Below are 20189 nucleotides of genomic sequence, written 5' to 3'. Positions count from 1 at the left end.
TGCGGGAAGCTCGGCAGACGCCCCTGCTTCAACCAGGTCCTGATGGTGGCATGTGCTGGTTGTCGTACGGTCTCGAGGAAAATGCCCCATGTCCTACCATGAAGCCAAGGAACACGCGCCCGGTCGCCTGCATCGGCTATTCAGTTCGCCCTATACCGCCTTCGACAACCAGACCAGCGAGCGACGCCTGCATCTACTGCTGGCCCTCAATCTGCTGGTCTTCGCGCCGATGCGCCAGGGCCGACTGACGTTACGACTGCTCGATGGCTGGGAAAACGGCGACTGCGAACAGCACACCCTGAACTTCCGGGACGCCGACATCCACCGCCCTCATGACCTCATCAACGCCGCACCACACACCCAGTCACACCCACTGCTCGCCCCGGCCCTGGAAGAGGCGTTGTCCAGCGCCGAGGCCAATGCCATGGGGCTGGATAGCGATATTCGCCTTCACCCGGCGAAGTGGCCGGCCTTCCCCGGCGGACTCTCGCTCTACACACGCTACAAGGTCTGCCATCGCCTCATCTATGGCGAAGACGACAGCTACCGCTCGATTCGCTGCGAGACCCCGGTAGGCCTGCGCGAGATTCACGAGTTCCACCTCGAAGAAGGCGACTTCGCCGTCAGCCTGCCCCACGATGACTCCCCCGCCGACAGCGATGACACCGTGGGCCTGGTCCTTCATGCGGCCCAGCGCTCCGCCCTCACCCACTGGCTTGCCGATCTGGCAGAGCAACCACTGTCGAAGCTGATGGGCTGAGTTCAGACGTCTCTGGGCACCCTGCCCATCAAGTAGAATTCCGGGTTGGGTGGCGTACCGGTCAAGGTCACCAGGCGGTTGGACAGCCCAAAGAAGGCGCAGATCGCACCGATATCCCAGATATCGTCGCGGCTGAACCCCACCGCCTGCAGACGTTGCTCCCACTCATCGGTCAGCTCGCCCAGATCGATTGCGCAGTGCAGCGCGAAGTCCAGCATGACGCGATGTCGCTCGCTCAAGCCAGAACTGCGATGGTTGACCGCCACCTGGTCGGCGAGCAGAGGATCCTTGCTGTAGATCCTGACCAGCGCTCCATGAGCCACCACGCAGTAGAGGCAGTGGTTGCGGGCGCTGGTGGCGACCACGATCATCTCCTTCTCGGCCTTGGTCAGGCTATCAGACTCACGCTCCATCAGCGCATCGTGATAGGCGAAGAAGGCACGAAACTCCGCCGGCCGATGGGCCAGCATCAAGAAGACATTAGGCACGAAGCCCGCCTTCTCCTGAACCGCCAGGATGCTGTCACGGATATCATCGGGCAGATCGTTCAGTGATTCGGGGACGGGAAAGCGGCTGAGAGATGGGCTGATCGAGGGGCTCATGGGGGCTCCGGGCTGACGTGGGCATGGAAGAAGGGCCAGGCAATACATTGACGTTAACGTAAAGGTCAATTTAGTGCTCTGGTACTTTGATCGAATGCCGGGTCGCCGCTGCCGAAAACGACGATGCCCCCTTGATGGGGGCATCGCAGCCTGCAGCCGGGCCAGGCCCGAGAGCTCGAGTCAGACAGGACGTGGCCGCTGCGTCAGCATGCCTGCTCGGCCCTGGATCAGCCGAGCGAGATGGTGCTGTTGATGCCGCTCGAGACGTTTTCCGGCTCGAACCAGCGCGCGGTCACCGTCTTGGTCTGGGTCCAGAAGCTGATGGCCTGCTTGCCATTGGGGCCAAGGTCACCCAACTTGGAGGCGCGCGAGCCGGTAAAACTGAAGTAGGCCACCGGCACCGGGATCGGCACATTGATGCCCACCTGACCGACATCGATATCGCTCTCGAAGCGACGCGCCACCCAGCCGGAATTGGTGAAGATGGAAGTACCATTGCCGTTGGGGTTGGCGTTGACGAAGGCGATGGCCTCGTCCAGCGTGTCCACCTCGACCACGCACAGCACCGGACCGAACACCTCTTCACGATAGATGCTCATGTCCGCCGTCACGCCGGCGAACAGGGTTGGGCCGACGAAGTTGCCGTCGGGGTAGCCCTCGACCTGGCAGCCACGTCCGTCGACCAGCAGCCGAGCGCCTTCCTGTTCGCCCTTGGCGATCAAGCCTTCGACACGATCCTTGGCCGCCGGTGACACCAGAGGCCCGAGATCCGCCTCGCGGTCGGTGCCCGGCCCCACCTTCATGTTGCGAGCCCCCTCGACGATATCCTCGAGCCACTCCCGGGCCTGGCCGACCAGCACCACCACCGAGTTGGCCATGCAGCGCTGGCCGGCGGCGCCGAAGGCCGACCCCAGCAGGTTGTTGATGGCCTGAGAGCGGTTGGCGTCAGGCATCACCACACAGTGGTTCTTGGCACCCATCATGGCTTGAGCGCGCTTGCCGGACTCGCTGGCACGGCGATAAAGCTGGGTGCCGACATGGGTGGACCCGATAAACGACATGGCCTTGATATCCGGGTGCTCGCACAGGTGATTGGCGACATCAGGGCCGCCATGCACCACGTTGAGGACACCGGCGGGGACACCGGCCTCGAGCGCCAGTTCCACCAGGCGCAGGGTGGAGCTCGGGTCCTGTTCGGAGGGCTTCAGCACGAAGGTGTTGCCGGTGGCAATGGCCAGCGGGAACATGAAGCAGGGCAACATGATGGGGAAGTTGAAGGCGGTGATGCCGGCACCTACCCCCAGCGGCTGGTTGAGGGTGTAGACGTCCACCTCGTTGGCGGCGTTCTCGGCCAGCTCCCCCAGTTGCAGCGAGGTGATCGAGCAGGCGTGTTCGACCACCTCGAGACCACGACCGACTTCACCTTCAGCGTCGGGCAGGGTCTTGCCGTGCTCCTCGGTGATCAGGGCGGCAAGCTCCGGGGTATGCTCGCGAATCAGCGCCTGCAGCTTGAGCATGATGCGCATGCGCTTGGCCAGCGGCACCTTGCGCCAGGTGGCAAAGGCCTGATGGGCGCTGGCAACGGCCCGGTCGACCTCCTCCAGGGTACAGAATGGCACCCGCGCGACCACTTGCTGGGTCGCCGGATTGATCACATCGCGCCATTCGCTGGACTGCGAGAGGACGGCCTGACCATCGATGATCATGGGAATTTCGCGGACTGACATGGGCGTGCTCCGGCTGTTGTCGTTGTGCATGAGCGTGGCGTCGTATGAGATGGACTGGGCGTACTGCCATGCCAGCAGCCGCCTTGATCGCCGTGGCGGTGTGCACCACGGCACGGCTATCCATGCTGACCAGTCTAGACACAGGTAGGATGGCCAAACAACGGCCAGCCAGGCACATTGCTTGTGCACTGATGCACAACCACAAACACATCGAAGTCCACGACGTCGTCGCTCAGCGGAGGTGATTTTTGCTCGACTGGCAGGATCTTCAGGTCTTTCTCGAGGTGGCCAGGCATGCCCGCCTGTCCGACGCCGCCCGACGGCTGGGCGTTGACCACTCGACCCTGTCGCGGCGAACCCGCCGCTTCGAACAGCGACTCAACACCCAGTTGTTCGAACGCAGCACCCACGGCTACCGCCTGACTCCCGCCGGCGAACGTCTGAAGAGCCACGCGGAACAGATGGCCCGACACGCCGACGAGGCCGCCGACAGCCTGACCGATCAGAACCTGCGCCTGGAGGGCCAGATCCGACTTGGCGTGACCGAAGGCTTCGGGACCTGGGTGGTGGCCCCGCTGCTCAGCGCCTTCTGCCGGCGTCATCCCGGCCTCACCCTGGACCTGCTGGCGCTGCCTCGCGTGGTCAATCTCAGCCGCCATGAGGCAGACCTGGCGATCACCATCGAACGACCGGGCAATCCCGGCCTGGTCACCTCACGACTGTGCGACTATCGGCTCAAGCTCTACGCGGCGAGGCACTACGTCGAACGCCACGGGGCACCGCAGCAGCTTGCCCAGCTGGGCACACATCCGCTGATCGGCTACGTGGACGACCTGTTGTTCAGCGAGCAGCTCAACTACCTGGATCCGTTGCTGTCGCCGCAGGTGCAACAGGCGCAGCAGACCCACTTTGCGCTTCGCAGCACCAGCGTGACGACCCAGATGATGGCCACCGAGAGCGGCGCAGGCCTGGGCATTCTGCCGTGCTTCATGACGGCGGGACGAGACGGGCTGATGCCGCTGCTGGAGGACGAAGTGTCGGTGGTGCGTCAGTTCTGGATCACCGCCCGGCAGGAGCAGCGCCAGCTTGCCCGGGTGCGTCTGCTGTGGGACTTCCTGCGCGAGGCGCTGGCAATGAATCAGGATTTTCTGATGGGACGCCATGACCGGCTGGTGCTGCCGGACGACGTCGAATGAACACCGGCTGGCTGCCACCAGGGCCGGCGCCAGCATAGGACTGGGCCCCCGCCCCAGAACCACGACACCCCGCCTGGGCGGGGTGTCGTCGATGCGCAAGCAACCGCGTCAGGATTCGACCTTGGGTGGCTCGACCTCGAGCTTCTGGGCAGCGATCACCGCCTGGGTGCGCGAGTGCACGCCCAGCTTTCTGAGGATGGCGGTCACGTGGGCCTTGATGGTGGCCTCGGAGACGTTCAGCTCGTAGGCGATCTGCTTGTTGAGCAGGCCTTCGGTCAACATGTTGAGTACGCGGAACTGCTGAGGCGTCAGCGAGGCGATGGCCTCGGCAAAGCGCGCCTCTTCCTCGTTGGCCTCACCCAGGGCGTCAGCCATCTCTTCCGGCAGCCACACTTCGCCGTCGAGGATCTCGCCCACCGCCTCGGCGATCAACGCCAGCGACGAGGACTTGGGAATGAACCCCGAGGCACCGTAGTCGATGGCGCGGCGCACGACGTGCACTTCATCGCTGCCGGATACCACCGCCACCGGCACATCCGGGGTCTGACCACGCAGCTGGATCAGCCCGGAGAAGCCGTGGGCCCCGGGCATGTGCAGATCGAGCAGGATCAGGTCCGCGTCGGGGTGGCGAATGACCACGTCCGAGGTGGCCTCCATGGTGTCGGCCTCGATGATTTCGGCCTGGGGCGCGAGCTGGCGAAGCGCCTGCGTCAGGGCGGCACGGAACAGCGGATGATCATCGGCTACGATGAATTTCTGGGCAAAGGCCATGGACTCTCCTCCGGATTCCGATGCAGCGTGTCAGGCCTGGACGCCGCAACGCAAGACGCTTGTTTGCACAGCATGTTACCCCATGGTTGCCGGCTTTCCCAAGCGCCCTGACGCAAGCATCCTCAACGGCTACCCGTGGTGCCGACTCTGCGGCCTCCATCACTATGCAAAAACGGGCCGGCGCCGGAAGTTTCCGGCAGCCGGCCCGCGGGACCTGCTGTTACGCCATGAGCCTTACTTGGCGGCGCGGTGCTCGATCAGATCCTCGACCACCGAGGGATCGGCCAAGGTACTGGTGTCACCGAGGCCATCGCACTCATTGGCGGCAATCTTGCGCAGAATCCGGCGCATGATCTTGCCCGAGCGGGTCTTGGGCAGTCCCGGTGCCCACTGGATATGATCCGGCGAGGCGATCGGGCCGATGTCCTTGCGCACCCACTGGGTCAGTTCCTTCTTGAGCTCGTCGGTGGGTTCGGCCTCGTCGTTGAGGGTCACGTAGATATAGATACCCTGCCCCTTGATGTCATGGGGGAAGCCCACCACGGCGGCCTCGGCCACCGCTGAGTGTGCCACCAGCGAGGACTCGATCTCGGCGGTGCCCATGCGGTGACCGGACACGTTGAGGACGTCGTCCACCCGGCCGGTGATCCAGTAGTAGCCGTCCTCGTCACGGCGACAGCCGTCACCGGTGAAGTAAGTCCCCTCGTAGGTGGAGAAGTAGGTCTGGATGAAGCGCTCGTGATTGTTCCAGATGGAGCGCGCCTGTCCCGGCCAGGAATCGAGGATGACCAGGTTGCCGTCGGTGGCGCCCTCGAGGCGCTTGCCTTCGTTGTCCACCAGCGCCGGCTGCACCCCGAAGAACGGCAGGGTCGCGGAGCCCGGCTTCTGGTCGATGGCACCGGGCAACGGGGTGATCATGATGCCGCCGGTCTCGGTCTGCCACCAGGTATCGACGATCGGGCATTTGCTGTTGCCGATCACCCGGTAGAACCACTCCCAGGCCTCGGGGTTGATCGGCTCGCCCACCGAGCCAAGCAGGCGCAGGCTATCCCGCGAGCTGGAATCCATCACCTTGTCGCCGTGGGCCATCAGGGCGCGCACCGCGGTGGGGGCGGTGTAGAGAATATTGACCTTGTGCTTGTCGACGATCTCGCCCATCCGGCCGTGGGTCGGATAGCTCGGCACCCCCTCGAACATCAGGGTCACCGCACCGTTGGCCAGGGGCCCATAGACGATGTAGCTGTGGCCGGTGACCCAGCCCACGTCCGCGGTGCACCAGTAGACCTCGTCCTCGTGATAGTCGAACACGTACTGGTGGGTGAGGCTGGCGTAGGTCAGGTAGCCACCGGTGGTGTGCTTGAGCCCCTTGGGGGTGCCGGTGGAGCCGGAGGTATACAGGATGAACAGCGGATCCTCGGCGCCCATCTCTTCGGCGGGGCAGTCGGTGTCCTGGTCGGCCACTGCGTCGTGGTACCAGACGTCACGCCCCTCGTGCCATTCGATGTCGCCGCCGGTGCGCTTGACCACCAGCACCTTCTCGGCTACGTCGGTGCCGTCACGGGTCAGGGCGGCGTCGACGTTGTCCTTCAGCGGTACCTGCTTGCCACCGCGTACGGACTGGTCGGCGGTGATGATGACCCGTGAGGCAGCGTCCTTGACCCGCTGGGCCAGGGCGTCGGGAGAAAAGCCGCCGAACACCACCGAGTGCACCGCACCGATACGGGCGCAGGCCAGCATGGCCATGGCGGCTTCCGGGATCATCGGCATGTACAGGGTCACGGTGTCACCCTTGCCGATCCCCATTCCTTTCAGGGCGTTGGCCAGCTGGCAGGTACGCTCGTACAGCTCGCGGTAGGTGATCACCGAAGATTCGTTCGGGTCGTCCCCTTCCCAGATGATCGCCGGCTTGTCGCCACGCTTGTCGAGGTGTCGATCCAGGCAGTTGGCCGCCACGTTGAGGGTGCCATCCTCGAACCAGCGGATATCGACATTGTCGCTGGCGAAGGATACCGACTTGATGGTCTGCGGCGGCTTGATCCAGTCAAGGCGCGCGGCCTGCTCCTTCCAGAAGCCCTCGGGATCTTCCACCGACTGCCGATAGAGCTTGTCGTAGGTGGCCTTGTCGGCCCAGGCGGTCTTGGCAAACGCATCGGAAACCGGATAGACGTGCTGATGATCGCTCATGGTGCTCTGTCCTTGGATACCCATCGAAGTGAAGAGCCAGCCGCCTGAATAAGAGAGACCGACCGGCGCGAATAACCTGACAGCCAGCATAACGTCGCCAGGCCAGGGTTTCCCCTTAGACATTGGTATGACTATTTTTTTATTTTATAACAATAGCTTAAGCACAAATTTCAGCACTTCTTCCCAACCAGGCACAGTCGGCCACGACAGTGCCGGCAGCGATACTCCTGACCGGCCTGGGCGTTGGCGTGACGCCGTGCCGAGAATCCGTGCTCGCGACAGGCGCAGCGATAGCGATACGGGACAGGGCTCGAGCGGGCGGTATCGAAGCGATGGGTGACCCGGGGGGCCAAGCCGAACAGCCTGAGCATGACGGTCTGCCACTCCCTGCCATGGGGGCGAAAGGTGGGGCCATCTTCCAGGTGCCAGACCAGCCAGTGGGCCACCTCGTGGGGCACCACCTCGGTGAAGAAGGCGTGGCGGTTCTCTTCCAGCAGCTGGCCATTGAAGCGCAGTCCGCCGCGACCGAAGTGGGCCTGCCCTGCGCCCTTGCCGCGCAGATCGCACCACACCTTCGGCTCCGGCAGCCCAGGATGATAGTCACGACACAGCGCCACCGCCTCCACGACTCTTGCCATCAGCGCCTGGCGCAGGGCGGCGACGTCGAGTGACTGAAGCCAGGCGTCGTCGACGTCGGGCAACACCGGGGTGGGAGAGTCACCGCGAGCGCGCGGGCGAATTGATGGCCGGGTCGAGGTCATGACGCAGTCAGAGTAGGTAAAGGAGTGCTAGAATGCCGCCTCGAACGGGGACGGTAAAGACCACCGTCCAGTCATCCCCTCGCCAAGTGAGCGCCCCATGTCCGACGCCGAAACGCCGCTCCCCCTCCCCTTGCTCGAAGACGACGCTCTGGACCTGCTCGATGACTTTCTCGAGGAGCGCGCCGGTCCCGATGCGCTGGACCTGATCGGCGCCCACGGCTTCCTGGTCGCGCTGGCGGTGGCGCCGCGGGATGTCGAGGCTGCCGCCTGGGTCGCGGAGCTGTTCCACGGCACCCCCGAGTTCGAAAGCGACCAGGAAAGGGAGATCATCCTGGGCCTGCTCGAGCAGCTCAGGACCAACGCCATCGGCGTGCTGGAAGGCGGCGGCCTTCCCGAGCTGCCCTTCGAGCTGACGCTGGACGGCATGGCGGCGGAAGAGACGCCGATCGGCGACTGGTGTGCCGGCTTCATGGAAGGCGTCTTCCTCGACGAGGCCGCCTGGTTCGAGGGCGATGAAGAAACCGTGGCCACACTGCTGTTGCCCTTCATGGCGCTGTCGGGACTGTTCGCCGACGAGCCCGACATGGCCGATCTGGCCGGGGAAGGCGAGCGACTCGAGCGCCTGGTCGGTCAGTTGCCGGAACTGGTGCTGGATCTGTACCTGCACTTCCGGGTACCGCCGGACACCCCCAAGCCCAAGCCCCGCGGCAAGGCGCCAGCCGGCGGCAGGGGTGGCAAGGCAGGCAACAAGGGGCCTGGCAACAAGAGCCAAGGCAACAAGGGCAAGGGCGGCCAGGGCAGATCCCAGGCCAAAGGCCCCAAAGGAAAGCGATAGCGAATAACAGGCCAAGCGCTAGCGAAGAACAGGCCAAGCGATAGCGAGTCACAGGCCAGGCGCTGGTCAGCACCGGAGCAAGCGATAGCCGGCGCCTCAGCGCAAGCGGGTCAGCCAACCATCAAGGGTGCCGTACAGCCAGGTCCTGATCCTGGCCCACCAGGGGCGGCGCGCCCAGCTTTCCCGGGTGATCTCCCGACTCGCCGCGAAATTGCGCTCGAACAGCGCCGCGACCTCGTCGGCCAGAACGGCGTCCTCGACCTCCTGATTGGCCTCGAGGTTCCACTGCAGGCTCCAGTGGTCGAAATTGCAGGATCCCAGGCTGACCCAGTCATCGGCGACCACGAACTTGGCGTGAATGAAGCTTGGCTGGAACTCGTAGATGCGCACCCCCGCCCGCAGCAACCGGGAGTAGAAGCGCTGCCCGGCGTAGCGAATACCGGGATGGTCGTGGTCCCGTCCTGGCAGCAGCAGGCGCACGTCACGGCCCTTGCGCGCCGCGCGCTGCAGCCTGAGCCTCAGCCCCAGGGTGGGCACAAAGTAGGGCGTACACAGCCACAGGCGCCGTTCGGCGTGGGCGATTCGTTCCTGCAGTGAGTGGCGAATGGCCTGAAAGCGGTAACCCCGCCCCCAGATCACCCGTGCCCTGACTCCAGGGTCATGGCGCCTCTCGCCACTCGACGGAGGCAGCGCCGGCGCCTGCGGGGCGCCTCTGGTCAACGGCGAGTTCCACACCTGGGCAAACAGTGCCACCCAGTCGTCCACCACCGGGCCCTCGACACGCACGGCCACCTCGAACCAGGCCGCCAGGAACTCATCGACGGCGCCAAAGCCCCCGGTAAAGGCCAGGCGCTGGTCCACCACCACCAGCTTGCGATGATCACGACTGACGTTGCGTCCCAGCGAGTGCCAGCCCAGCGGGTTGAAGTCCCGCAACCACACGCCGGATGCGACCAGGCGTTCTCGATCCTGGCCTGAAAGCCCCATGGCGCCGAAACCGTCCAACAGCAGATAGACGGCGACGCCGCGCTGCGATGCGGCCACCAGCGCCTCGATGACGCGGTCGGCCAGTTCGCCGGACTCCATCAGATAAAGTTCGATCAGCACGCTTTGACGGGCCTCGGCCACCGCCTCGAACAGCGCCGGCAGGAAGCGATCGGCCTCCGGCAATAGATCGACGCGATTATGCTGTCGCCACGCGGTGGTCATGCTGCACGTCTCCCTGGCGGTGTCATATCAACCGGATATCAAGCAGATCATGGCGCCACCCTAACCGATCGTTATACTGACGGCACGACATGGATGGCCCGCAGACGGTCCTCGCCTACTGCCCCGAACAACGGAATTGCTATGCCTGGCATGCTTCGCGCACCGCTGCGCCGACTCATCGAACTGTGGACAGAGGTTCGGCTGGCGGAACCGACGCCGGATAAACTGGCGCTGGATCCGCAGCTGCCGACGCTCTATGTGCTACCGCGTCCCTCGCTGAGCGACGCCCTGCTGCTGGACAGCTACTGCCAACGTCATGGCCTGCCCCCGGCGCGTGGCCGGTTGGCGCTGCCCGACAGCAACCTGCCGCGCTGCGTGGCGCTGCCGGCACGCCGGTTCCGGCTGTGGCCGGGCCAAGCCACCGGTGTCGCGCCCTTCACCGAGCTGATCACCAGCGACACCCGGATACAGCTGGTGCCCGTCAGTGTGTTCTGGGGGCGAGCCCCGGGCAAGGACTTCGGTCTCTGGCATCTGCTGGCAGCGGACAGCTGGCGCCTGACCGGACGACTGCGGCGAGCGCTGTCGGTGCTGGTCAACGGCCGCGACGTGGAAATCCAGTTCGGCGCCCCGCTGCACCTCGAAGAACTGCATGACGGTGACGCCCCACGCACCAACCGCAAGGCGGCAAGGCTGTTGCGGGTACACTTTCGCCGGGTGCGTACGCGGGTGCTGGGGCCGGACCTGTCGCACCGCAGCACGATGATTCAGGGAGTGGTGGCAAGCGACGAGGTGCGTCGGGAGATCGACCAACTGGCAGAGAAGGCCAGCTCACGCAAACGACTCAAGCGACGCGCCAGACGCTATGGCCACGAGATCGCGGCCAACATGACCTATCCGGTGCTGCGCTTTCTGGCCGGCGCCTTGAAGCGCCTGTGGAACCGGCTCTACGACGGCGTCGACGTCAATGGTCTGGAAGAGGTCAAGGCCCTGGCCGAGGATCACACCCTGATCTACGTGCCCTGCCACCGCAGCCATATCGACTACCTGCTGCTGTCCTACGTGCTCTACCGCGAAGGCTTGATGCCGCCCCACATCGCCGCAGGACGCAACCTTGACATGCCGTTGATCGGCCCTTTGCTGAGACGTGGTGGCGCCTTCTTCCTGCGTCGCAGCTTTCGCGACAACCGCCTCTACGGCGCGGTGTTCAACGAATATCTGCACCGCCTGCTGGCCCGGGGCTATCCGATGGAGTACTTCATCGAAGGCGGTCGTTCCCGCAGCGGTCGCATGCTCACGCCTCGTCCCGGCATGCTGGCGATGACACTGCGGTCCTTCCTGCGCTGCCAGCGGGTCGACGAGCGGCCGATGGTCTTTGTTCCGGTCTATATCGGCTACGAGCGCATTCTCGAGAACTCCAGCTACCAGCGCGAACTGGGCGGTGGCAAGAAGCGCAAGGAGTCCCCGCTGGATCTGCTGCGGGTGCTCGGACGTCTGCGCGAGCCCTACGGCCGGGTATCGGTCAATATCGGCGAGCCGCTGCCCATCGGGGGCTTTCTCGACAGCCACGCCCCTGGCTGGCGAGACGACGAATCGCCGCGCCCCGACTGGCTGGCACCGACGGTCACCACGCTTGGCAGATCCCTGACCCGGCGCATCAACCGGGTGGCGGCGCTGAATGCCATCAACCTGACAGGCCTCGCGCTACTCTCGTCCCCGCACCGCGCCCTGGAGTACGCCACCCTGACAGACCAGCTCGCCCTGCTCTGTCGCCTGGCCGACAGCCCCGCCTGCGGCGAAAGACCCAGTCTGCCCGACGAGTCTCCGGAAGCCTGCATCGCCAGGGCGGTGGACCTGGACATGGTCGAGCGCCACGCCCATAGCCTTGGTGACATCGTCAGCGCCACGCCCGAGCAGGCGGCGCTGCTGGCCTGGTATCGCAACAACGTGCTGCACCTGTTCGCCCTGCCGGCGCTGGTCGCCTTCGCCTTTCGCAGCCGCCACCAACGCAGCCTCCACGAACTCTGCGACCTGTTGACGCCGCTTTGGCCACCGCTGGCCCGGGAGTTCTGTGTCGATGAAAGCGCGGACATGAAAGAACGCCTCGCGGCCATTCTTGCCGTCCAGGTGGACCTGGGGCTGCTGGAGCGCCATGGCGAAGGCTTTACGCCGGTGGAAAGCCTCGAAGGCAGAGAACGCCTCGAGCTGATCGGCCGCATGATCCAGCCATCGCTGGAGCGCAACGCCCTGCTGATCGAGGTGCTGCTGCGATCCGGATCGGGGGCACTGGACCGGGCCACCCTGAAGGAGCGCTCGCGTGCGCTGTCGGAGCGCCTTGGACTGCTCAGCGGCCGCGAGGCACCGGAGTTCTTCGACCCCAAGCTGTTCGAGACCCTGATCGATACCCTGGAACAGGAAGGCTGGGTGTGGCTCGAGCAGGACCGGCTGCACTTCGACGAGTGCCTCAAGCGCGCGGCCCAGCGGGCCTCACGCCTGCTCGACGCCTCGCTGCGACGGCGGCTGGCGTTGATCAGCCGTCACCGCGAGGAGGCCATCGAGACTCCCTCGGAGGTCAGCGCTCAGCCTTGAGCGAGCGGTGCACGTAGATGTCGTAGCGGCTGGTCTTCTCCTCGAGTCGATGCCTCGGCTCGGGGCCTGCTATGGCAGGCGCCTTGCGCGGACGCTTGACCACCACGCGGTGGCTGGCGACGTCCAGCGCCGCTTCCAATAGCCGCGGTGCATCGTCATCGTCCCCCGCCAACTCGCGAAACAGCCGCATCTCCTTCTTGACCAGGGCCGACTTGTCGCGGTGGGGGAACATCGGGTCCAGGTGGATCACCTCCGGGGCTACCCCGGCCGCTGCCACGATGGCGCCAAGCTCACGACTGCTGTCGCCGTGGGCAAGGTGCATGTGCGCCGCCGCTTCCTGAGTGTCGCTATCCTCCCGGGCACGCTGGAGTCCATCATCCAGCAGGGCCGCAATCGCGGCTACCCGCTCGATCAGCAGCACCTCGGCGCCCAGGCTCGCCAGCACGAAGGCGTCACGGCCTAGACCCGCGGTGGCATCGATGATGCTCGGGGTGACGCCCTTGGCCAGACCACAGGCCCGAGCCACCAGCTGACCGCGCCCGCCGCCGAAACGCCGTCGGTGGCCGGCTCGCCCACCGACGAAGTCCACCCACAGCGGCTTGCCATAGCGGGCCTCGTCACCGACCAGCACCAGCCGACCCTGGTCATCCCGTTCCAGCGCCAGCGCCGCCTCGGGATCGGTGTCCAACACGAAGGGCAGCGCCAGGTCAGGGCTCAGGCGAACACTCACGAACGCGCCTTCCGCTCGGTCTTCTTCCAGGCCACCTGGTCGCGCAGATAGACGGGCTGGGCGTCATGGGGACGCTGGGCATCGCCTGCGGCAAAGACCTCGACGGCCAGGCGCACCATGTCCTCGGCGGCAGGGTCGACATCGGTCACGGTCAGATTGAGGCTGGCCTGGATCTCGGCGGGCATCTGATCCCACAGCGCCCAGCCAGACCCCAGTCCCACCCAATCATGGTCTTCATGCTCCCGGGGCAACACCAGTCGTTCGGGCGGCAGCACCGCTTCGTCCATCAGTGCCAACGGCCGCCCGTCCTCGACCCGCCAGGCACCGACGTAGATTTCGCCCATGCGGGCGTCCAGCGCGGTGACCATGTAGCGATAGCGATGGCGCAGGTGGCCGCCCAGCGCCAGTGCCTCCAGCGTCGATACACCGACCAGCGGGCGGTCCAGTCCATAGGCCAGCCCCTGGGCCACACCCGCGGCAATCCGCAAGCCTGTGAAGGAGCCTGGTCCGCGTCCGTAGGCCACGGCGTCCAGTTCGCTGGCCGCCACCCCGGCCTCGGCCAGCACTTCGTCGACCATCGGCAACAGACGGCGGGTATGCTCTCGCGGGGTCTGCGCAAAACGCGCTATCACCTCGTCCGGGCTACCCTCCTGGCGACGCAGCAGGGCCGCGGAGCAGGCGCTCGAGGAGGCATCGAGGGCCACAATCAAGGTCATGTCAGGCTCATCCTGGTAGTGAATCCGGCACATTATAAACGACTCACGGCCCGCCTTGGGGCGAGCCGTGAGTCGAATGCAGCAAGCGTGGTGCGGTCGATCAGCCTTCGAGGGCCTCGCGCACCTGACGGGTGATGTCGTCGACACTGCCCACGCCTTCCACGCGATGATAGCGGGGGGCATCTTCTGGCGCCTGCTGGGCCCATTGCTGGTAGTAGCCCACCAGCGGCTCGGTCTGCTCGTGGTAGACCGACAGACGATTGCGAACGGTATTCTCGCGATCATCATCACGCTGAACCAGCGCCTCGCCGGTCACATCATCCTTGCCGTCTTCCTTGGGCGGATTGTGGTCGACGTGGTAGACGCGGCCGGACGCCGGGTGGACCCGACGACCCGCCAGACGATTGACGATTTCCTCGTCGGCCACGGCGATCTCGAGCACGTGGTCGATCTTGACGCCACCTTCCTTCATGGCATCGGCCTGGGGAATGGTGCGCGGGAAGCCGTCAAACAGGAAACCGTTGGCGCAGTCAGGCTGGGCGATGCGTTCCTTGACCAGGGCGATGATGATGTCATCGGAGACCAGGCCACCGGTGGTCATGATTTCCTTCACCTTGAGGCCCAGTTCACTGCCTTCCTTGACCGCTGCACGCAGCATGTCACCAGTGGAAATCTGCGGGATATCGTAGCGCTCACAGATGAATTGGGCCTGGGTGCCCTTGCCGGCACCCGGGGCACCCAAGAGGATCAAACGCATCGTTGGAACTCCTTCGAGAAAGCGAAAAGTCGGGGTGAAGAATGGGTTAAGCGAACAATACCCGTGCCGTCTTGGCGACACAACCTGAGGTTACACGCAACTCACCGAAAACCTGCAGAAAAAGCGTTTAACATCAAGCTGCTGGCATCTAGATTGCACTTTGGTCAGGAGTCATAGAAGCGTCACGATTCGCCCGGCCTGGCACATCCACATGGCACGCTGTCAGAGCTGACGGCAGGACGAGAAACGGCGCCTTGCGGCGCCGTTCTGTTCTCGCATTCAGCCTGAATTACAGCAGAAGGCGACGCACGTCGGTCAACAACTGTCCCAGCAACGCGGTAAAGCGCGCGGCATCGGCACCGTTGACGGCACGGTGGTCATAGGACAGCGACAGCGGCATCATCAGTCGCGGCTGGAAGTCCGCGCCATTCCACACTGGCTTCATCGACGCCTTGGAGACCCCGAGGATCGCCACCTCCGGCGGGTTCACGATGGGCGTGAAGGCGGTCCCGCCGATGGAGCCCAGGCTCGAGATGGTGAAGCAACCACCGGTCATCTCGTCACGCTTGAGCTTCTTCGACTGAGCCTTCTTGGCCAGCTCCACCGACTCCTTGGCCAGGTCGATCAGCGACTTCTTGTCGGCATCACGGATCACCGGCACCATCAGGCCATCGGGCGTATCCACGGCGATACCGATGTGCACGTACTTCTTCTGCACCACGGTCTCGCCGTCGGCCTTGAGGCTGACGTTGAACTGCGGGTACTTGTTCAAGGCATAGGCGCACGCCTTGATCAGGAACGGCAGCGGAGTCAGCTTGGCGCCCTGGGCTTCCGCCTCGGCCTTCATCGACTTGCGGAAGGCCTCGAGCTCGGTGATGTCCGCCTCGTCGAACTGCGTGACGTGGGGAATATTGACCCAGCTGCGATGCAGATTGTTGGCGCCCATCTTCATCAGGCGGCCCATCTGCTTCTCTTCGATCTCGCCGAACTGGCTGAAGTCCTGATCCGGGATCGGCGGAATGCCAGAGCCCCCGGCAGCAGGTGCCGCAGCGGCGTCGCTCTTGCCCTTGCCCTGGTTGGCCATGGCCTGCTTGACGTAGTTCTGCACGTCTTCCTTGAGCACTCGGTCCTTGGGACCGGAGGGCTTCACCAGGGCCAGGTCGACACCCAGTTCGCGGGCCAGCATGCGCACCGCAGGGCCGGCGTGGACGCTCTTGGCATCACGCGGCTTGTCGGCCACCGCAGAGCCCTGACCGGACGCCGCCTGCTGCTTGGGCGCGTCCTTCTTCGGGGCATCCTTTTTCGGGGCGTCCTTCTTGGGAGCGTCCTTCTTCGGCGCCTTCTTCTTGGGCGCCGCGCCGGCGACCTCGATGTAGCCGATCAGGTCACCCTCGGAGACACTGTCGCCTTCCTTCACCGACAGCTCCACCACCTTGCCCTTGAACGGACTCGGCACGTCCATGGAGGCCTTGTCGGACTCCAGGGTGATCAGGGCGTCCTCGACGTCCACCTCGTCACCTTCGCTGACGGCCATCTCGATGATCGGCACGTCGCTGGAACCGGACAGGTCGGGGACACGAACCTCCTGACGACCACCTTCGGCGGCCTCGTCGTCGGAATCGTCCTCTTCCTGCTCTTCCGACGCGCTTTCGGCGGACTCGGCTGCACTATCATCGGCAGACTCATCGGCAGACTCATCGGCAGAGTCGTCATCGCCATCATCGCCTTCACCGGCGACTTCCATGGAGCCGATGACGTCACCTTCGGAGACGGTATCCCCTTCCTTGACGTTCAGGCTGACCAACTTGCCGGCGTGGGGGCTCGGCACGTCCATGGAGGCCTTGTCGGACTCCAGGGTGATCAGGGTGTCTTCCTCGCCGACCTCGTCGCCTTCGGACACCGCCACCTCGATGATCTCGACGTCGCTGGAGCCACCCAGGTCCGGCACCTTGATCTCGACGGTCTTGCTGCCACCGCCGCTCTTCTTCTTCGGTGCCGGCTTGTCGTCGGACTTGGGCGCTTCCTGCTCGTCGCCGCCGGAATCGGCCTGCGACTCTTCAGCCGAATCGGCGTCGGCGTCAGCATCCTCGTCGGCGTCGCCACCACCTTCGGCCTCGATCTCGACGATGTCATCGCCTTCCGAGACGGTGTCGCCTTCCTTGACCAGAACCTTGAGGACCTTGCCGCCCTTGGGCGCCGGCACGTCCATGCTGGCCTTGTCGGATTCCAGGGTAATCAGGGTGTCTTCCGGCTCGATCACGTCACCTTCGGACACCGCGACTTCGATGATTTCCACATCGGTGTCACCACCGATATCGGGCACTTTGATGATTTCGCTACTCAAGGTCGCGCTCCTTCAAACTCTTGACGGAGGCGGGCCACCGGCCCGCCATGCCACCGGACAGTCCAACCGATGCCTTACACCTCGAGCGGGTTGGGCTTGTTCGGGTCGATGTCGTACTTCTTGAGTGCCTCGGCCACGACCTTGCGGTCGATCTCGTCACGATCGGCCAGCGCCTTGAGCGCCGCCACGGTGACGTAGTAGCGGTCGACCTCGAAGAACCGGCGAAGCGCTTCGCGGGTGTCGGAGCGACCATAGCCGTCGGTGCCCAGTACATGATAGTCGGTCGGCACCCAGGCGCGGACCTGGTCGGCGTACAGCTTCATGTAGTCGGTCGAGGCGATCGCCGGTCCCTTGCGCCCTTCCAGACACTTGGTGACGTGAGGCTTCTCGGGGTCCGCATCCGGGTTGATGAAGGCCTGACGATCGAGCCCCAGGGCCTCGCGACGCAGCTCATTGAAGCTGGTCACGCTCCAGATGTCGGAGCCCACACCCCACTCTTCGGCCAGTATCTCGGCGGCAGCCTCGACCTCGCGCAGGATGGTACCGGAGCCCAGCAGCTGGACGTGGCCCTTCTTGCCCTTGGTCTCGCGCAGCAGGTACATGCCCTTGATGATGTCCTCGGCGGGAATCTCCTCGAGCTCGGGGTGCTCGTAGTTCTCGTTCATCAGGGTCAGGTAGTAGAAGCAGTTTTCCTTGTCGGAGAACATCCGCTTCAGACCATCCTGCACGATGACCGCGACTTCGTGCCCGTAGGTCGGGTCATAGGTGCGGCAGTTCGGGATCATCGCTGCCTGCAGCAGGCTGTGACCGTCCTGGTGCTGGAGACCCTCGCCGTTGAGCGTGGTACGACCGGCGGTACCACCGCACAGGAAGCCGCGAGCCTGCATGTCACCGGCGGCCCAGGCCAGATCACCGATCCGCTGGAAGCCGAACATCGAGTAGTAGATGTAGAACGGCAGCAGAGTGGTGTTGTTGTTCGAGTACGAGGTGGCCGCGGCAATCCAGGCAGACATGGCGCCGGCCTCGGTGATGCCTTCCTCGAGGATCTGACCCTTCTGATCCTCGCGGTAGAACATGATCTGGCCCTTGTCGACCGGCTCGTACTTCTGGCCTTCGGAGGTGTAGATACCGAGCTGACGGAACATGCCCTCCATACCGAAGGTGCGCGCCTCGTCGGGGATGATCGGGACCACCCGCTTGCCGATCTTCTTGTCCTTGACCAGGCCATTGAGGATCCGCACGAAGGCCATGGTGGTGGACACTTCGCGGCCCTTGGAGCCGCCGGTCTGGGAGGCGAAGGTCTTGTCATCGAGGCCGGGAATCTCGAGCGCCTCGAAGTCATTGCGACGGCTCGGCAGATAGCCGCCTAGCTGTTCGCGCTGATAGTGCATGTACTTCATTTCGGGCGAATCGTCGTCCGGCTTGTAGTACGGCACTTCCTTGAGCTGGTCGTCGGAGATCGGGATGCCGAAGCGATCACGGAAGCGCTTGAGCGCCTCGTACTCCATGGTCTTGACCTGGTGCGCCTCGTTGGCCGCCTCGCCGTCGCCGCCACCCATGCCGTAGCCCTTGACGGTATGCGCCAGGATCACGGTGGGGCGACCATTGGGTTTGGTGGTCGCCTCGTGGTACGCCGCGTAGACCTTGAACGGATCGTGGCCACCGCGATTGAGCTTCCAGATGTCCTCGTCGGACATGTCCTTGACCAGGTCGGCGGTCTCCGGGTACTTGCCGAAGAAGTGCTCACGGGTGTAGGCACCGCCGTTGGCCTTGTAGTTCTGGTAGTCGCCGTCGACCGCCTCGTCCATGCGCTTCTGCAGCATGCCCTTCTTATCCTTCTCGAAGAGCGGGTCCCAGTGACGACCCCAGACGACCTTGAGCACGTTCCAGCCGGCACCGCGGAAGACACCCTCGAGCTCGTCGATGATGCGGGAGTTGCCGCGCACCGGGCCATCGAGACGCTGCAGGTTGCAGTTGATAACAAAGATCAGATTGTCGAGCTTCTCGCGGCTGGCCAGGTGGATGGCGCCGAGAGATTCCGGCTCGTCACACTCACCGTCGCCCATGAAGCACCAGATCTTGCGATCCTGCATGTCGTGCAGCTCACGGGAGTGCAGGTACTTCATGACGTGGGCCTGGTAGATCGCCTGGATCGGGCCCAGACCCATGGAAACCGTCGGGAACTGCCAGAACTCCGGCATCAGCCACGGGTGCGGGTAGGATGACAGGCCGTTGCCATCGACTTCCTGGCGGTAGCTGTCCATCTGCTCTTCGGTCAGCCGGCCCTCGAGGTAGGCGCGGGCGTAGATGCCCGGTGCCACGTGACCCTGGATGTAGATCAGGTCGCCTTCGAAGTCGCCGTTGGGGGCACGGAAGAAATGGTTGAAGCCCACGTCGTAGAGAGTCGCGGAGGACATGAAGCTGGCGATGTGGCCACCCAGTCCCGGCTTCGCCTTGTTGTTGCGAATGACCTGAGCGATGGCGTTGTAGCGGATCACCGAGCGAATACGACGCTCCATGAACAGATCGCCAGGCATCGGGGCCTCGCAGTGCACCGGAATGGTGTTGCGATGCGGGGTGGTGACCGAGAAGGGCACCTGCATGCCGTCCTGGCGATAACGGTCGGCGAGCCGCGTCATCAGGTACCGGGCACGATCCTCGCCCTCACGATCCAGAACAGACTCCAGGGAATCCAACCATTCCTGGGTTTCGACCGGATCGAGATCTTCTCTTGAACCAAGACTCATAGAACGTCTCTCCGAATGACGATGGGGGTCCATTGCCCCACGATCGAGGCCAATGAGCGAGCGGGATAGAGGGGGTGATTCCCCGCCCGCCTCGCAGCGTCAGGCATGTAGTAATATTACTAGAATGTCCGTGCCAAACGAGCACGATTGGGCAAGAAGATACCTCAAACGCCCTGCACTGCCAATTGAAGCAGCTATGGAAATATTTTTCAATTACCTCATATTGCACTGCAACACAATGGCTTAACCCAAAGGGGGTATGAC

Annotated in this window: 15 protein-coding genes; 4 read left to right on the top strand and 11 right to left on the bottom strand. The window is 64.3% G+C overall.

Going from position 1 to position 20189, the window contains the following annotated elements; translation table 11 throughout:
• Nucleotides 1-88 precede the first annotated feature (88 nt).
• Nucleotides 89-760, top strand: a complete 672-nt coding sequence (locus C9F12_RS22465) for a hypothetical protein (protein WP_045992819.1) — start codon at nt 89-91, stop codon at nt 758-760.
• 2 nt (nt 761-762) lie between these two features.
• Here the strand turns inward: C9F12_RS22465 and C9F12_RS05205 are convergent, their stop codons facing one another.
• The gene (locus tag C9F12_RS05205; protein ID WP_205254638.1) at nt 763-1350 is read right to left on the bottom strand and encodes a peroxidase-related enzyme; all 588 of its coding nucleotides are present in this window, start codon (nt 1348-1350) and stop codon (nt 763-765) included.
• Nucleotides 1351-1589: 239 nt separating this feature from the next.
• Nucleotides 1590-3089, bottom strand: coding sequence for a CoA-acylating methylmalonate-semialdehyde dehydrogenase (locus C9F12_RS05200; protein WP_108448216.1), 1500 nt, complete (start codon nt 3087-3089; stop codon nt 1590-1592).
• A 248-nt stretch (nt 3090-3337) separates the two neighbouring features.
• Here C9F12_RS05200 and C9F12_RS05195 point away from each other — a divergent pair, with 248 nt between their 5' ends.
• Complete coding sequence (locus C9F12_RS05195) at nt 3338-4285, top strand: LysR family transcriptional regulator (RefSeq protein ID WP_108448215.1); 948 nt, start codon at nt 3338-3340, stop codon at nt 4283-4285.
• Between the two features lie 108 nt (nt 4286-4393).
• On the opposite strand, the gene C9F12_RS05190 is transcribed toward C9F12_RS05195, so the two are convergent.
• The 3 genes from C9F12_RS05190 to C9F12_RS05180 all read right to left on the bottom strand — a co-directional run bounded on the left by C9F12_RS05190 (nt 4394) and on the right by C9F12_RS05180 (nt 8001).
• The gene (locus C9F12_RS05190; protein WP_045992823.1) at nt 4394-5056 is read right to left on the bottom strand and encodes a response regulator transcription factor; all 663 of its coding nucleotides are present in this window, start codon (nt 5054-5056) and stop codon (nt 4394-4396) included.
• Nucleotides 5057-5290: 234 nt separating this feature from the next.
• The gene (gene acs, locus C9F12_RS05185; RefSeq protein WP_108448214.1) at nt 5291-7240 is read right to left on the bottom strand and encodes an acetate--CoA ligase; all 1950 of its coding nucleotides are present in this window, start codon (nt 7238-7240) and stop codon (nt 5291-5293) included.
• A gap of 170 nt (nt 7241-7410) precedes the next feature.
• The gene (locus C9F12_RS05180; protein ID WP_045992825.1) at nt 7411-8001 is read right to left on the bottom strand and encodes a SprT-like domain-containing protein; all 591 of its coding nucleotides are present in this window, start codon (nt 7999-8001) and stop codon (nt 7411-7413) included.
• A 97-nt stretch (nt 8002-8098) separates the two neighbouring features.
• On the opposite strand from C9F12_RS05180, the gene C9F12_RS05175 reads away from it, so the two are divergent.
• Nucleotides 8099-8836: a YecA family protein gene (locus tag C9F12_RS05175; protein WP_108448213.1), complete on the top strand. Its 738-nt coding sequence runs from the start codon at nt 8099-8101 to the stop codon at nt 8834-8836.
• A 96-nt stretch (nt 8837-8932) separates the two neighbouring features.
• Here the strand turns inward: C9F12_RS05175 and C9F12_RS05170 are convergent, their stop codons facing one another.
• Entirely contained in the window at nt 8933-10045 is a 1113-nt protein-coding gene (locus C9F12_RS05170) for a phospholipase D-like domain-containing protein (RefSeq protein ID WP_108448212.1), read from the bottom strand.
• Nucleotides 10046-10186: 141 nt separating this feature from the next.
• On the opposite strand from C9F12_RS05170, the gene plsB reads away from it, so the two are divergent.
• Nucleotides 10187-12631, top strand: a complete 2445-nt coding sequence (plsB, locus tag C9F12_RS05165) for a glycerol-3-phosphate 1-O-acyltransferase PlsB (protein ID WP_108448211.1) — start codon at nt 10187-10189, stop codon at nt 12629-12631.
• Here the strand turns inward: plsB and C9F12_RS05160 are convergent.
• From C9F12_RS05160 to aceE, 5 genes are all read right to left on the bottom strand, one after another.
• Nucleotides 12615-13319, bottom strand: a complete 705-nt coding sequence (locus C9F12_RS05160) for a class I SAM-dependent methyltransferase (protein ID WP_275886751.1) — start codon at nt 13317-13319, stop codon at nt 12615-12617. The genes plsB and C9F12_RS05160 overlap by 17 nt on opposite strands.
• A gap of 38 nt (nt 13320-13357) precedes the next feature.
• Nucleotides 13358-14077: a tRNA (adenosine(37)-N6)-threonylcarbamoyltransferase complex dimerization subunit type 1 TsaB gene (tsaB, locus tag C9F12_RS05155; RefSeq protein ID WP_045992827.1), complete on the bottom strand. Its 720-nt coding sequence runs from the start codon at nt 14075-14077 to the stop codon at nt 13358-13360.
• A gap of 100 nt (nt 14078-14177) precedes the next feature.
• The gene (gene adk, locus C9F12_RS05150) at nt 14178-14834 is read right to left on the bottom strand and encodes an adenylate kinase (protein ID WP_045992828.1); all 657 of its coding nucleotides are present in this window, start codon (nt 14832-14834) and stop codon (nt 14178-14180) included.
• 289 nt (nt 14835-15123) lie between these two features.
• The gene (aceF, locus tag C9F12_RS05145) at nt 15124-17178 is read right to left on the bottom strand and encodes a pyruvate dehydrogenase complex dihydrolipoyllysine-residue acetyltransferase (RefSeq protein ID WP_108448209.1); all 2055 of its coding nucleotides are present in this window, start codon (nt 17176-17178) and stop codon (nt 15124-15126) included.
• A 74-nt stretch (nt 17179-17252) separates the two neighbouring features.
• On the bottom strand, nt 17253-19925 hold the full coding sequence (gene aceE / locus C9F12_RS05140) for a pyruvate dehydrogenase (acetyl-transferring), homodimeric type (RefSeq protein WP_045992830.1): 2673 nt from the start codon (nt 19923-19925) through the stop codon (nt 17253-17255).
• Nucleotides 19926-20189 lie beyond the last annotated feature (264 nt).

It is taken from the genome of Halomonas sp. BN3-1, from assembly GCF_003056325.1.
Lineage (GTDB): Bacteria > Pseudomonadota > Gammaproteobacteria > Pseudomonadales > Halomonadaceae > Halomonas > Halomonas litopenaei.
Note: the sequence above shows the minus strand (reverse complement) of the source record. Positions and strands in the feature narration are given on the sequence as shown.

Bases quoted from the DNA above. Each gene is read 5' to 3' on its own strand.
- C9F12_RS22465 (WP_045992819.1), top strand. From the start codon at position 89: ATGTCCTACCATGAAGCCAAGGAACACGCGCCCGGTCGCCTGCATCGG.
- C9F12_RS05170 (WP_108448212.1), bottom strand. From the start codon at position 10,045: ATGACCACCGCGTGGCGACAGCATAATCGCGTCGATCTATTGCCGGAG.
- C9F12_RS05180 (WP_045992825.1), bottom strand. From the start codon at position 8,001: ATGACCTCGACCCGGCCATCAATTCGCCCGCGCGCTCGCGGTGACTCT.
- C9F12_RS05190 (WP_045992823.1), bottom strand. From the start codon at position 5,056: ATGGCCTTTGCCCAGAAATTCATCGTAGCCGATGATCATCCGCTGTTC.
- acs (WP_108448214.1), bottom strand. From the start codon at position 7,240: ATGAGCGATCATCAGCACGTCTATCCGGTTTCCGATGCGTTTGCCAAG.
- aceE (WP_045992830.1), bottom strand. From the start codon at position 19,925: ATGAGTCTTGGTTCAAGAGAAGATCTCGATCCGGTCGAAACCCAGGAA.
- adk (WP_045992828.1), bottom strand. From the start codon at position 14,834: ATGCGTTTGATCCTCTTGGGTGCCCCGGGTGCCGGCAAGGGCACCCAG.
- tsaB (WP_045992827.1), bottom strand. From the start codon at position 14,077: ATGACCTTGATTGTGGCCCTCGATGCCTCCTCGAGCGCCTGCTCCGCG.
- C9F12_RS05200 (WP_108448216.1), bottom strand. From the start codon at position 3,089: ATGTCAGTCCGCGAAATTCCCATGATCATCGATGGTCAGGCCGTCCTC.
- C9F12_RS05175 (WP_108448213.1), top strand. From the start codon at position 8,099: ATGTCCGACGCCGAAACGCCGCTCCCCCTCCCCTTGCTCGAAGACGAC.
- plsB (WP_108448211.1), top strand. From the start codon at position 10,187: ATGCCTGGCATGCTTCGCGCACCGCTGCGCCGACTCATCGAACTGTGG.